12 protein-coding genes and 1 riboswitch are annotated in these 12,825 nt (G+C 69.8%); of the genes, 7 read left to right on the forward strand and 5 right to left on the reverse strand.

The window, feature by feature from the left end; translation table 11 throughout:
- From ABKA17_RS27515 to ABKA17_RS27525, 3 genes are all read right to left on the reverse strand, one after another.
- Positions 1–930, reverse strand: a complete 930-nt coding sequence (locus ABKA17_RS27515; protein ID WP_353694936.1) for a 1-phosphofructokinase family hexose kinase — start codon at positions 928–930, stop codon at positions 1–3.
- A gap of 101 nt (positions 931–1,031) precedes the next feature.
- Entirely contained in the window at positions 1,032–2,246 is a 1,215-nt protein-coding gene (nagA, locus tag ABKA17_RS27520; RefSeq protein WP_353694937.1) for an N-acetylglucosamine-6-phosphate deacetylase, read from the reverse strand.
- A complete protein-coding gene (locus ABKA17_RS27525) occupies positions 2,246–3,190 on the reverse strand; it encodes an ROK family protein (RefSeq protein WP_353694938.1) in 945 nt (314 codons plus the stop codon). Before ABKA17_RS27525 ends, nagA begins: the two co-directional genes overlap by 1 nt.
- A gap of 105 nt (positions 3,191–3,295) precedes the next feature.
- Here ABKA17_RS27525 and ABKA17_RS27530 point away from each other — a divergent pair, with 105 nt between their 5' ends.
- Genes ABKA17_RS27530 through otsB form a run of 3 tightly spaced genes read left to right on the forward strand, consistent with a single transcriptional unit; the run spans position 3,296 to position 5,734 of the window.
- Positions 3,296–4,570, forward strand: coding sequence for an extracellular solute-binding protein (locus tag ABKA17_RS27530; RefSeq protein ID WP_502994414.1), 1,275 nt, complete (start codon positions 3,296–3,298; stop codon positions 4,568–4,570).
- Between the two features lie 41 nt (positions 4,571–4,611).
- The gene (locus ABKA17_RS27535) at positions 4,612–4,848 is read left to right on the forward strand and encodes a DUF3263 domain-containing protein (RefSeq protein WP_353694939.1); all 237 of its coding nucleotides are present in this window, start codon (positions 4,612–4,614) and stop codon (positions 4,846–4,848) included.
- Positions 4,849–4,876: 28 nt separating this feature from the next.
- Positions 4,877–5,734 carry a trehalose-phosphatase gene (gene otsB / locus ABKA17_RS27540; protein WP_353694940.1) on the forward strand — a complete coding sequence of 286 codons (858 nt, stop codon included), beginning with the start codon at positions 4,877–4,879 and terminating at the stop codon, positions 5,732–5,734.
- Here otsB and ABKA17_RS27545 read toward each other — a convergent pair.
- Both ABKA17_RS27545 and ABKA17_RS27550 read right to left on the reverse strand, forming a co-directional pair.
- Positions 5,722–7,209, reverse strand: coding sequence for an alpha,alpha-trehalose-phosphate synthase (UDP-forming) (locus ABKA17_RS27545; RefSeq protein ID WP_353694941.1), 1,488 nt, complete (start codon positions 7,207–7,209; stop codon positions 5,722–5,724). The two genes, otsB and ABKA17_RS27545, sit on opposite strands and share 13 nt — an antisense overlap.
- A gap of 48 nt (positions 7,210–7,257) precedes the next feature.
- Positions 7,258–8,202, reverse strand: a complete 945-nt coding sequence (locus ABKA17_RS27550) for a glucosyl-3-phosphoglycerate synthase (protein ID WP_353694942.1) — start codon at positions 8,200–8,202, stop codon at positions 7,258–7,260.
- A gap of 138 nt (positions 8,203–8,340) precedes the next feature.
- Positions 8,341–8,496, forward strand: a riboswitch (SAM riboswitch).
- 17 nt (positions 8,497–8,513) lie between these two features.
- Between ABKA17_RS27550 and thrC the strand changes: the two genes are divergently transcribed.
- The 4 genes from thrC (at position 8,514) to groL (ending at position 12,807) form a co-directional block, all read left to right on the forward strand.
- Complete coding sequence (gene thrC, locus ABKA17_RS27555; RefSeq protein ID WP_353694943.1) at positions 8,514–9,800, forward strand: threonine synthase; 1,287 nt, start codon at positions 8,514–8,516, stop codon at positions 9,798–9,800.
- A 92-nt stretch (positions 9,801–9,892) separates the two neighbouring features.
- Positions 9,893–10,168 carry a MoaD/ThiS family protein gene (locus tag ABKA17_RS27560; protein WP_353694944.1) on the forward strand — a complete coding sequence of 92 codons (276 nt, stop codon included), beginning with the start codon at positions 9,893–9,895 and terminating at the stop codon, positions 10,166–10,168.
- A 441-nt stretch (positions 10,169–10,609) separates the two neighbouring features.
- Positions 10,610–10,816 (forward strand): cold-shock protein, encoded by a 207-nt coding sequence (locus ABKA17_RS27565; RefSeq protein ID WP_007493268.1) that lies wholly within the window; start codon positions 10,610–10,612, stop codon positions 10,814–10,816.
- Between the two features lie 368 nt (positions 10,817–11,184).
- A complete protein-coding gene (groL, locus tag ABKA17_RS27570; RefSeq protein WP_353694945.1) occupies positions 11,185–12,807 on the forward strand; it encodes a chaperonin GroEL in 1,623 nt (540 codons plus the stop codon).
- Positions 12,808–12,825: the final 18 nt, after the last annotated feature.

A 12,825-nucleotide genomic window follows, 5' to 3' on the forward strand; every position in this document is an offset into this window, starting at 1 on the left:
TCACGCCGCGTTGACGTCCCCCGTCACCGCGACCCGCCCCCGCAGCTCCTCGTACGTCGCGTGGTCGAACTCGCCGGCCACCGGCGCCCGTACCGTCGCCGCAGAGAGGGCGACCGCTCGGGCCAACCGGTCGGGCCACGGCAGGTGTTCGACCAGGCCCGACAGCAGGCCCGCGACCGCCGAGTCGCCGGCGCCTGTGGGGTTGCCGTGGATGCGGGACGGTGGGGTGGCTCGCCAGCGGCCCTCGGGGGAGGCGGCGAGGAGGCCTGCCGGGCCCAGCGAGGTGACGACCGCGTGGGCGCCCCTGCGCCGTGCGTCCTGGGTGGCGCGCAGCGGCTCGTGGGAGCCGGTCAGTTCGGCCAGTTCGTCGGCGTTGGGCTTGATGATGTCCGGGCGGGCGGCGACCCCGCGGCGCAGCGGCTCTCCGCCGGTGTCGAGGAGGACCGGGACCCCGGCCGCGCGGGCGGTGCGGACCAGTCCGGCGTACGCCCCCACCGGCACGCCCGGCGGCAGGCTGCCGCACAGGGCCACCGCGGCCGCCGACGGGAGCAGATCCTCGTACGCCTCCTGGAAGGCGGACCACTCGGCGGGTTCGACGACGGGGCCGGGTTCGTTCAACTGCGTGGTGTCGCCGGTCTGTTGGCCGACGACGGCGACCGTGCGCCGGGTCGGTCCGGTGACCGGGACCAGCGCGTCCACCACGCCCGGGGTCGCCGTGAGCAGTTCCTGCACGACCCGTCCCGTCGCGCCGCCCGTGAAGCCGGTGACCGTCACCTCGTGGCCGAGGGCGGCGAGCACGCGGGCCACGTTCAGGCCCTTGCCGCCGGGGCGTTCGGTCACCTCGGAGACCCGGTGGGAGGTGTGCGGCCGCAACGCCCCTACCCGGTAGGTGATGTCGAGAGCGGTGTTCAGCGTGACCGTGAGGATCACCTGTGCCGACCTCCCCCGAGGAAAACGTTGTGCTCCGGCCGCGCGAAACGGCGGTCGCCCCAAGTCTCCCAGGACAACCGCCGCCTCAACAGATGGACACATCAGCCCAGTTGGGGATCGACCACCCATTCACCGTGTCGCATCACGCCCTTGAGGGCGAATTGATGGTCGAGAAGTACCAGGTCGGCGTACTTGCCGGGCTCCAGCGAGCCGATCGTGTCGTACATCCCAAGGAGCCGGGCCGGGTTGGCGGACAGCGCGGCGACGGCGTCCTCCACGGACAGCCGGTCGATCGTCACCGCCCGCTGGAAGGCGCGGTCCAGGGTCAGGGTGGAGCCCGCGATCGAGCCGCCCTCGACCAGCCGTGCGACGCCCTCGCTGACCTCGACCTCCAGCGGGCCGAGCATGTAACGGCCGTCGCCGAAGCCGGCCGCGTCCATCGCGTCCGTGATGAACGCCACCCGGTCCGCGCCCGCGTGATGGAACGCCAACTGGAGGGCGGCGGGGTGCAGATGCGTGCCGTCGTTGATCAGCTCGACCGTGATCCGCTCGTCCTCCAGGAGGGCGGCGATCGGGCCGGGGGTGCGGTGGCCGAGCGTGGGCATCGCGTTGAACAGGTGTGTCGCCACGGTCGCGCCCGCGTCGATGGCCGCCACCGTCTGCTCGTACGTCGCGTCCGTGTGGCCGATCGCCGCGATGACGCCGTGCTCGGCGAGCAGGCGTACGGAGTCGATGCCGCCGGGGAGTTCGGTGGCGAGAGTGACCATCCGGGCCTGTCCCCGGGCCGCGTCGATCAGTTTGCGGACCTCCGCCGGGTCGGGGTCGCGCAGTAGTTCCTCCGAGTGCGCGCCCTTGCGGCAGGGGGAGATGAACGGGCCCTCGAAGTGGATGCCGGCGATGTCGCCCTGCTCGGCGAGTTCGGAGAGGAGGCCGGCGCGGTGGGCGAGGGCGTCCATGTCGTCGGTGACGGTGGAGGCGACGAGGGTGGTGGTGCCGTGCAGGCGGTGGGTGTGGATGCCTCTGACTACGTCGTCTGCGGTGCCTGACGTGAACGAGGCTCCGCCACCGCCGTGGTTGTGGATGTCCACGAAGCCGGGCACTACGTGGTAGGTGCCGGGGACGTCGATGACCTGGGCGTTTTCGGGGGCGGCGCCGGTGATTCGGGTGCCGTCGACGATTACTCGGCCGTCTTTGACGGGTCCGGTGGGGAGGACAACCGTTGCGCCGGAGAGGACGAGGGGCGCGTTGCCCGTTGCGGGCTGCGGGTTCGTCGTGGCTTGTCGCGCAGTTCCCCGCGCCCCTGGGTCGGCTGCCATCAGGGAGTTACCTCCATACCGTTCGTCGTGTCGAGCAGATCCCAGGCCAGTAGGCCGGCACCCAGACATCCCGCTGTGTCTCCCAGCGCGGCCGGGACGATCGTCGGCAGCTTCTGGAACGTGATCCGCTGCCGGACCGCGTCCCGTAGTGGTGTGAACAAGGTTTCCCCCGCCTCGGCCAGGCCGCCACCGATGATCAGGGTGCGCGGGTCCAGGAGGGTGAGGGCGGTGACCAGGCCGGCGGCGAGGGCGTCGACGGCGTTCTGCCAGACCGTCTGTGCCTTCGGGTCCCCCGACTCGACGGCCTTCGCGCAGTCCGCCGCGTCCGCGTCCGGGTCGCCCGTCGCCGCGGCCCATGCCTCGCTGACGGCCGCCGCGGAGGCGTACCGCTCCAGACAGCCGTGCTGGCCGCATGGACAGGGGGTCCCTCCGGGTCGTACGACGATGTGGCCGATCTCGCCCGCGAAGCCGTGCGCGCCCGCCTCCACCCGGTCGCCCACGCCGATCGCGCCCGCGATGCCGGTGCCGAGCGCCACGAAGAGGTAGCGGTCGGTGCCCTTGCCCGCGCCGATGCGGCCCTCGGCGAGGCCGCCGGTGCGGACGTCGTGGCCCAGGGCGACCGGGACGCCGCCGAGCCGTTCGGTGAGCAGCGCGCGCAGCGGTACGTCGCGCCAGCCGAGGTTGGCGGCGTAGGCGGCGATGCCCCGCTCGGCGTCGACGATGCCGGGGACGGCGACGCCGGCGGCGCGGGCGGGCTCGCCGAAGTGCTCGGTGCCGTGGGCGCGCAGGTCGGCGGCGAAGCCGAGGATGCCCTCGACGACCGCGTCCGGGCCGCGTTCCCGGCCGGTCGCGCGGCGGGCCTGGTGCAGCAGCTCGCCGGAGGGGCCGACGAGGGCGGCTTTCATTCCGGTGCCGCCCACATCGAGGGCGATGACATGTCTCACGGGGGTAGTGTGGCCCGCCGACCCGTAAGAGGTCTAGTCCACTTACGTGGTGTAGACCTTATGTCTGACCTTTCGAAACTTTCGACGATGAGTGGGGACCTGGCAGTGCAGCGGCGTAGGACAGGAACGATCGCAGTGGTGTCCGCACTGGGCATGACGGCCGTACTGGGCGGCTGCGGCCTCGGATCGGAATCCGACGAGGTGACACTGAAGCTGGTCGCCGCCGACTACGGCGACAGCAAGGCCAACAGCTCGAAGAAGTACTGGGACAAGCTCGTCGAGGAGTACGAGTCGGAGCACCCGAACGTGACGGTGGACGTCAGCGTCTACTCCTGGAACGACGTGGACCGCGAGGTCAAGGAGATGGTCGCCGCCGGGGACGCCCCCGACATGGCGCAGATCGGGGCGTACGCCGACTACGCCGCCGAGGGCCTGCTGTACTCGGCCGACGAGCTGCTCTCCATCTCCACGCAGGCCGACTTCGTCTCGCAGCTCTCCTCCGCCGGGGAGGTGGAGGCCACGCAGTACGGCATGCCGTTCGCCGCCTCCACCCGGCTGCTCTTCTACAACAAGACCCTCTTCGCCAAGGCCGGCCTCAGCGCGCCGAAGACCTGGGACGAGCTCGCCGCGGACGCCGCAGCGCTCAAGGCGGAGGGCGTGAAGTACCCGTACGCGCTGCCGCTCGGCTCGGAGGAGGCGCAGGCCGAGACCATGCAGTGGCTGCTCAGCGGCGGGGGCGGCTACACCGAGAACCTCGGGGCGTCGTACGGCTTCGACTCCGCCGAGAACATCAAGACGCTCAGCTGGCTCAAGGACGACCTCGTCGGCAAGGGCCTGACCGGGCCGGTCGCGCCGGGGAAGCTGAACCGGGCCGACGCGTTCGCGGCGTTCGCCGACGGCAAGGTCGGGATGCTCAACGGGCATCCCACGCTGATGAAGACGGCCGCGCAGAAGGGCGTGAAGTACGGCATGGTGCCGATGCCCGGCGCCGACGGCCAGACCAAGTACTCGATGGGCGTCGCCGACTGGATGACGGCCTTCAAGCGCAACGGTCACGCCGAGCAGGTCGGGGACTTCCTCGACTTCGTCTACGAGGAGAAGAACGTCCTCGACTTCTCCCGTGAGTACGACCTGCTGCCGGTCACCACGTCCGCGTCCAAGACCATGAGCACGGCCGCGCAGGACAAGCACCTGCGGCCGTTCCTCCAGGAGCTGCCCGGCTCCGAGCTGTACCCCGTCGGGCGGACCTCCTGGGCGGCGGTGAGCGCGGCGGTCAAGCAGCAGATCGGGCAGGCGGTGACGTCGAACGGCAGCCCCGAGGCGGTCCTCGGCCGGCTCCAGGCGACCGCGCTGCGCGTGGAGGGCGAGGAGAACGAGTAGCGCCGGGCGGCCCTGTCAGTGGCGGGGGCTACCGTGCGGGTATGGACGATCAGGAGGGGCTCGGGGTCCGGGAGCGGGCGATCCTCGTGCTGGAGCGGCGCGGGTTCGCGGGCCCCGGTGCGAAGGAGCGGGCGATACGGGAGGAGCTGGGACTGGCGCCGGTGCGCTACTACCAGCTCCTGAACGCCCTGCTCGACGACCCTCGGGCCCTGGCCTACGACCCGGTGACGGTGAACCGGCTGCGCCGGGTGCGGGATTCCCGAAGATCGGAGCGGTGACGCGCCGAAAGCTGGATAGGGTCCCCGTATGGGCAGCCACACGTACGACACGGACGACTCCCTGCCGGTTCCCGTCACCCAGGGTGGTCGTGACGGACTGGACGCCATCCTCGCCAGGCCGGGCAAGGCCGTTCTCGCGTTCGACTTCGACGGGACGCTCGCGCCGATCGTGCCGGACCCCGAGCAGGCCCGGGCGCACCCGGACGCCGTGCCCGCGCTCGCCGCGCTGGCCCCGAGGGTCGCCTCCGTCGCGGTGATCACCGGGCGGCCGCCCGGCGTGGCCGTACGGCTGGCCGGGTTCGCCGGGGTTGCGGGGCTCGACCACCTCGTCGTGCTCGGCCACTACGGCGCCGAACGCTGGGACGCCGCCACCGGTGACATCACCGCACCCGCCCCGCACCCCGGTGTCGCCCGCGCCCGCGCCGAGCTGCCCGGGTTCCTCGACCGGATCGGCGCCTGGCAGGGCACCTGGATCGAGGAGAAGGGCCGCGCCCTCGCCGTCCACACCCGCCGCGCCACCGACCCCCAGGCCGCGTTCGAGGCGCTCCGCGCACCCCTCACCGACCTCGCCACCCGCCACGGCCTCATCGTCGAACCCGGCCGCCTGGTGCTGGAACTGCGGCCGCCCGGCATGGACAAGGGCGTGGCCCTCCTCGAATACGTCCGCGAACTGGGCGCCGAGGCCGTCCTCTACGTCGGCGACGACCTGGGCGACCTCCCCGCCTTCGCCGCCGTCGACAAACTCCGCTCCGACGGCGTCCCCGGCCTGCTGGTGTGCAGCGGCAGCGAGGAGGTCACCGAGCTGGCGGAACGGGCGGACCTGGTGGTCGACGGTCCGGGAGGGGTCGTGGAACTGCTCAGGGGCCTCGCCGCTCAGCTCGGCTGATCGGTGCGGCCGGGCTGAGCGTCGAGGGCGTGCAGCTGGTCCAGGAACCACTGGGCCGGTGGCAACGCCGTCGCCGCCGCGGCGAGCCGCTTCGTCCGCTCGGCCCGCTCCTCCGCGGGCATGGTCAGCGCCTCGTGCAGCGCCCGGGCAGTGCCGACCACGTCGTACGGGTTCACGGCGATCGCGTCCTTGCCGAGCTCCTGGAACGCCCCCGCCTCCCGCGACAGCACCAGCGCGCACCCGTGGTCGGAGACGACCGGCATCTCCTTGGCGACCAGGTTCATGCCGTCCCGGATCGGATTCACCAGGGCCACGTCGGCGATCCGGTACGCGGCCAGGGAGCGCGCGAAGTCGTCCTTGACGTGCAGCACCACCGGGGTCCAACCCGGCGTCCCGTACTGCGAGTTGATCTCCTCCGCGAGCCGCTGCACCTCGGCCGTGTAGTCGCGGTACACGGCCAGGTCCTGCCGCGACGGGTACGCGAAGGCCACGTGCACGACGCGCTCCCGCCACTCGGGGCGGTCCTCCAGCAGCTGCCGGTACGCCAGCAGCCCGCGCACGATGTTCTTCGACAGCTCGGTCCGGTCGACCCGGACGACGGTCTTTCGCCCCTCGCCGATCTCCTCGCGCAGCGCCGCCATCCGTTCCTCGACGTCCGCCTCGTGCGAGCGGGCCTGCAGGAACTCGGCGTCGGCACCCAGGCCGTGCACGCCGATGTACGTCCTGCGGTAGATCCGCTCGTCGCGCAGGTGCTCGATGTGCCTGGGGGAGCCCGACGGCCACGCGGAGAGATAGCGGTAGGGGTCGAGCCCGTCCACGCACTTCTGGAACGCCGTCGCCCACGGCCACGTCAGGAACGCCACCCGGTCAGCCCCGAGCATGCCCTCCATGAGGCGCGCCTGGATGTCGTCGGGGAGCATCCGGAAGTACTCCGGCGGCGCCCACGGCGTGTGCGAGAAGTGCCCGATCCGCAGGTCGGGCCGTAGCTCGCGGAGCATCCCCGGCACCAGGCACAGGTGGTAGTCCTGCACCAGCACCGCCGCGCCCTGTCCGGCCTCCTCGGCGAGCGCCTCGGCGAAGGCGCGGTTGTACGTCTCGTAGGACGCCCACTGGCGCCGGAACTCCGCGTCGAAGACCGGCTCCAGCGGGGTCTGGTACAGCATGTGGTGGACGAACCAGAGCACCGAGTTCGCGATGCCGTTGTACGCGTCGGCGTGCACGTCGGCCGGGATGTCGAGCATCCGTACGCCGTCCTCGCCCACCCCGCGCCGTACCGCCTCGCGGTCGCCGTCGGACAGGGCCGAGCACACCCACAGGGAGTCCGCGTCCGATCCGATCGCGGAGAGCCCGGAGACCAGCCCGCCACCGCCGCGCTTGGCGGACAGCGTGCCGTCCTCCTGGATTTCGTACGAGACGGGACCGCGGTTGGACGCGACAAGCACCCGGGCGCCCTGATCAGCCTGCGTGGAAGCCATACGCCTCAACCTAGCCCGACCCGTAAACGCTCAAACGTACGGGCGCGGTCAGGCGACCTTGCGGGACGCGTACTCCGCGATCTCCGCCATCGGTGGGCGCTCCTCGGTGTCCACGGAGTACGTGCGGGGTTCGAAGCCGGACTCGCCTCGTTCGAACTGGGTGAGGGAGGGGCGGATGAGGTGGCCGCGGGCGAGGCGGAGCTGGGCCGTGCGGTAGATCGCGGCGGACATCCGGCCGAGGGCCTGGCCGTCCTGGTGGCGGTGCTTGCGGACGCCGACGTCGACCTGGGCGAGCGCGTCGAGGCCGACGAGGTGCAGCGCGTCGACGAGCATGCCGAGTTCCACGCCGTAGCCCACCGGGAACGGCAGCTGTTCCAGCAGGGAGCGGCGGGCCGCGTACTCGCCGCCCAGGGGCTGGACGAAGCCGGCCAGCTGGGGCCAGTGCATGTTCAGCAGCGGGCGGGCCATCAGCTCGGTCACCCGGCCGCCCTGGCCGGTCGCGCCGCCGAGGGGGCGGTCGTACATGCCCTTGACGAGGTCGACGCCGGGGTCGGTGAGCAGGGGGCCCACGATCCCGGAGACGAAGTCGGAGGAGAACTCCTTGAGGTCCGCGTCGATGAAGCAGACGATGTCGCCGCGGGTCACCAGCAGCGAGCGCCACAGCACCTCGCCCTTGCCGGGGACCGCCGGGAGGCGGGGCAGGATGTCGTCGCGGTGGACGACCGTCGCCCCGGCCGCCGCGGCGACCTGCGCTGTACGGTCGGTGGAGCCCGAGTCGACGACGACTATCTCGTCGACCAGCGGGACCTGCTGCATCAGGTCGTGCCGGATGACGGCGACGATGTCGCCGACGGTCTCCTCCTCGTTGAGCGCGGGCAGCACGACACTGACCGACTGGCCCGTGCGCTGCTTGGCCGCCAGGATCTGGTGGAGCGGACGGTCGGTCATGGACCAGGAGCGGGTGGTCAGCCAGCGCTCGACTTCGTTCAGCACAGTGCTCGGCTCCTGACTTGTGATCCATCTCGCGGTTCGGACGACTATCTCAACTGTCCTGGTCGTCGGTTACAGTCTTGAACAACGCGGATGACCATCGCATGTCCTGGGTGGCCCGCCGTTCACACAACTTCATACCGCTCATCCAGAGGGGCAGAGGGATACGGCCCGATGAAGCCCCGGCAACCCTCCAGTCGGTACTCGTAGATCATTTCTGATCGTTCCGCGAGGCTCCCGACTCGGGAAGGTGCCAAATCCGTCTCATGGCGAAGTGCGTCGTGAGGAAGATGAGGAGAAAGGGCCTCGCCTCCATGGCTGCGCAGACTGTTGCAAGCACCACCGAAACCACCGTAGACCTCGGCCCCGCCGCGGCGCTCAGCTGCCGCGAGTGCGGTCACCACGTCCCGCTCGGCCCGGTCTTCGCCTGCGAGGAGTGTTTCGGCCCGCTCGAGATCGCCTACGACTTCTCCGGTTACGACACCGAGGAACTCCGCAAGCAGATCGAGGCGGGACCCGCGAACATCTGGCGTTACGCGCCCCTGCTGCCCGTCCCCGCGGACGTGGCCGACAAGCCCAACATCAACCCGGGCTGGACCCAGCTGGTCAAGGCCGACAACCTGGCCCGTGAGCTGGGTGTCGACGCCGGCAAGCTCTTCGTGAAGGACGACTCCGGCAACCCGACGCACTCCTTCAAGGACCGCGTCGTCGCCCAGGCCATCGAGGCCGCCCGCGCGTTCGACTTCACCACTCTCTCCTGCTCCTCCACGGGCAACCTGGCCGGTGCCGTCGGCGCCGCCGCCGCCCGCGCCGGCTTCCGTTCCTGCGTGTTCATCCCGCACGACCTGGAGCAGGGCAAGGTCGTCATGGCCGCGGTCTACGGCGGCGAGCTCGTCGGCATCGAGGGCAACTACGACGACGTGAACCGCTTCTGCTCCGAGCTGATCGGCGACCCGGCCGGTGAGGGCTGGGGCTTCGTCAACGTCAACCTGCGGCCCTACTACGCGGAAGGGTCCAAGACCCTGGCGTACGAGATCTGCGAGCAGCTCGGCTGGCAGCTGCCCGACCAGCTCGTGGTGCCCATCGCCTCCGGTTCGCAGCTCACGAAGATCGACAAGGGGCTCCAGGAGCTGATCAAGCTCGGGCTCGTCGAGGACAAGCCGTACAAGATCTTCGGTGCGCAGGCCGAGGGCTGCTCGCCGGTGTCCGTCGCCTACAAGGCGGGCCACGACGTGGTCCGGCCGCAGAAGCCGGACACCATCGCCAAGTCCCTCGCCATCGGCAACCCGGCCGACGGGCCGTACGTCCTGGACATCGCCCGGCGTACGGGTGGCGCGGTGGAGGACGTGAACGACGAGCAGATCGTGGACGCCATCAAGCTGCTCGCCCGCACCGAGGGCATCTTCGCGGAGACCGCGGGTGGGGTGACGGTCGGTGTAACGAAGAAGCTGATCGAGAACGGTCTGCTGGACCCGACGCTGACGACCGTTGTGCTGAACACGGGCGACGGACTGAAGACCCTGGACGCGGTGGCGGGTACGGGTCTTACGGCGACGATCCGACCCAACCTCGATTCGTTCCGTGAGGCCGGTCTCGTCTAGGAGGCCGTTGTTCGTCTGCGGGCCGGTGGGGGCTGGTCGCGCAGTTCCCCGCGCCCCTTTGGGGCGCGTCTACCTGACCGGAGGTCTTGAACATGAGCGTCACCGTCCGCATCCCCACCATCCTGCGTACCTACACCGGCGGGCAGGCCGAGGTCGCCGCCGAGGGCGCGACGCTCTCCGAGGTCATCGCCGACCTGGAGAAGAACCACACCGGCATCGCCGCCCGCGTTCTCGACGACCAGGGCAAGCTGCGTCGCTTCGTCAATGTGTACGTCAACGACGACGACGTCCGCTTCGAGCAGGGCCTGGACACGGCCACCCCGGACGGGGTCGGAGTCTCGATCATTCCGGCGGTCGCCGGAGGCTGACCGACCGTCGATCGTTACCCTCGGTAACGTCGATTACCAAGAGTTCATCGAATTGCCCTCTCCGTGAGAGAAACGGAGGGGGCAATTCTCTATGGTTGAGCGCGGTACAGTTGGGGAAGCTGCTGCACCCCCCATGCCATCCGCATATGAGTTCTCGCTCCACTTGCGACGAGAAGTAGCCAAAGTGTGCGGTTCTTTTGCGAATTTTGCGCCTTTTGTGGGGCCCGACTTGCCCCGAATTCGGGCGAATTCTCACTACATTCCGGACCCTTCGCGTCCAGAATTCTCGTCCGATTGACCTGTTGCAGACGGCAGTTGGACAGATACATTCAGCCGCGGTCGACGCGTTCCGGCGCACGCCCCCAATCCGTGGGGGGTGAGGTCTGACCCGGATCCACGAAGTGTGGATCTGTGCAAGGGCCAGTAATAGGGGAGTTAGGCATGGCTCAGGGCACCGTCAAGTGGTTCAACGCGGAGAAGGGGTACGGCTTCATCGCGGTCGACGGTGGTGCGGATGTATTCGTCCACTACAGCGCGATTCAGATGGACGGCTACCGCACCCTCGAGGAAGGTCAGCGGGTCGATTTCGAGATCTCGCAGGGCCAGAAGGGGCCGCAGGCGGACATGGTTCGCCTTGCGACAGGCTGAAGCACGCGCCGGGTAACTGCAGCGTCGTTCTTCGTTCTTTTTCGGAGGGCTCGTACCCCATGGGGAGTCATGGGTACGGGCCCTCCGGCATGTCCGGACCCCCCTCCGGCACCTGCCCGGACCCCGTGCGGCACCTGCCCCGGACCCCGTGCGGGGCCTGGCCGATCCCTGAGAGGCGCTTGCACTCGCAGGGGTCGAGTGCTAATCATTGGCGTTAGCACTCTGAAGGTGAGAGTGACAATGAAGGACCGGGTCGGTGAGGCCCGCAAGCCGGGTGGGGCAAGGAACCACGAGGCAGGCGAGCCGTCCGTCGCGGGCGCGGGCGCGGTCCGAAGGAATCACCCCCAGTCCTGGAGGGACCACTTCACATGGCCAAGATCATCGCGTTCGACGAGGAGGCGCGGCGCGGCCTCGAGCGCGGCATGAACCAGCTCGCGGACGCCGTGAAGGTGACGCTCGGCCCCAAGGGCCGCAACGTCGTCCTCGAGAAGAAGTGGGGCGCCCCCACGATCACCAACGATGGTGTCTCCATCGCCAAGGAGATCGAGCTCGAGGACCCGTACGAGAAGATCGGCGCCGAGCTGGTCAAGGAAGTCGCGAAGAAGACGGACGACGTAGCCGGTGACGGCACGACGACCGCGACCGTCCTGGCCCAGGCCCTGGTGCGCGAGGGTCTGCGCAACGTGGCCGCCGGTGCCAACCCGATGGCTCTCAAGCGCGGTATCGAGAAGGCCGTCGAGGCTGTCTCCGGTGCCCTGCTCGAGCAGGCGAAGGATGTCGAGACCAAGGAGCAGATCGCTTCGACGGCCTCCATCTCCGCCGCCGACACCCAGATCGGCGAGCTCATCGCCGAGGCGATGGACAAGGTCGGCAAGGAAGGCGTCATCACCGTCGAGGAGTCCCAGACCTTCGGTCTGGAGCTGGAGCTCACCGAGGGTATGCGCTTCGACAAGGGCTACATCTCGGCGTACTTCGCCACCGACATGGAGCGGATGGAGGCGTCGCTCGACGACCCCTACATCCTCATCGCCAACTCCAAGATCGGCTCCGTCAAGGACCTGCTCCCGCTCCTGGAGAAGGTCATGCAGTCGGGCAAGCCGCTGCTGATCATCGCCGAGGACGTCGAGGGCGAGGCCCTGTCGACCCTGGTCGTCAACAAGATCCGCGGCACCTTCAAGTCCGTCGCCGTCAAGGCCCCGGGCTTCGGTGACCGCCGCAAGGCCATGCTCGGCGACATCGCCATCCTCACGGGCGGCGAGGTCATCTCCGAGGAGGTCGGCCTCAAGCTGGAGAACGCGACCCTGGACCTCCTGGGCCGCGCCCGCAAGGTCGTCATCACCAAGGACGAGACGACGATCGTCGACGGCTCGGGCTCGGCGGACCAGGTTGCCGGTCGCGTCAACCAGATCCGCGCCGAGATCGAGAACAGCGACTCGGACTACGACCGCGAGAAGCTCCAGGAGCGCCTGGCCAAGCTCGCCGGTGGCGTCGCCGTCATCAAGGCCGGTGCCGCGACCGAGGTCGAGCTCAAGGAGCGCAAGCACCGCATCGAGGACGCCGTGCGCAACGCCAAGGCGGCCGTCGAGGAGGGCATCGTCGCCGGTGGTGGCGTGGCCCTGCTCCAGGCTTCCGGTGTCTTCGAGAAGCTGGAGCTCGAGGGTGACGAGGCGACCGGCGCCGCCGCCGTCAAGCTCGCCCTTGAGGCCCCGCTGAAGCAGATCGCCGTCAACGCCGGCCTCGAGGGTGGCGTCGTGGTGGAGAAGGTCCGCAACCTCACCCCGGGTCACGGCCTCAACGCCGCGACCGGTGAGTACGTCGACCTGGTCAAGGAAGGCATCATCGACCCGGCGAAGGTCACGCGCTCTGCCCTGCAGAACGCCGCCTCCATCGCCGCGCTCTTCCTCACCACCGAGGCCGTCATCGCCGACAAGCCGGAGAAGGCCGCCGCGCCCGCCGGTGGCGGCATGCCGGGTGGCGACATGGACTTCTGATCGACCCGGGAGCCTCGG

The organism is Streptomyces sp. RG80, assembly GCF_040446465.1.
GTDB lineage: Bacteria > Actinomycetota > Actinomycetes > Streptomycetales > Streptomycetaceae > Streptomyces.

What these genes read in the sequence shown, in the direction of transcription:
- nagA (WP_353694937.1), bottom strand. Translation starts at nt 2,246, where the DNA reads ATGGCAGCCGACCCAGGGGCGCGGGGAACTGCGCGACAAGCCACGACG.
- ABKA17_RS27535 (WP_353694939.1), top strand. Translation starts at nt 4,612, where the DNA reads ATGGACGATCAGGAGGGGCTCGGGGTCCGGGAGCGGGCGATCCTCGTG.
- otsB (WP_353694940.1), top strand. Translation starts at nt 4,877, where the DNA reads ATGGGCAGCCACACGTACGACACGGACGACTCCCTGCCGGTTCCCGTC.
- ABKA17_RS27545 (WP_353694941.1), bottom strand. Translation starts at nt 7,209, where the DNA reads ATGGCTTCCACGCAGGCTGATCAGGGCGCCCGGGTGCTTGTCGCGTCC.
- thrC (WP_353694943.1), top strand. Translation starts at nt 8,514, where the DNA reads ATGGCTGCGCAGACTGTTGCAAGCACCACCGAAACCACCGTAGACCTC.
- ABKA17_RS27560 (WP_353694944.1), top strand. Translation starts at nt 9,893, where the DNA reads ATGAGCGTCACCGTCCGCATCCCCACCATCCTGCGTACCTACACCGGC.
- ABKA17_RS27565 (WP_007493268.1), top strand. Translation starts at nt 10,610, where the DNA reads ATGGCTCAGGGCACCGTCAAGTGGTTCAACGCGGAGAAGGGGTACGGC.
- groL (WP_353694945.1), top strand. Translation starts at nt 11,185, where the DNA reads ATGGCCAAGATCATCGCGTTCGACGAGGAGGCGCGGCGCGGCCTCGAG.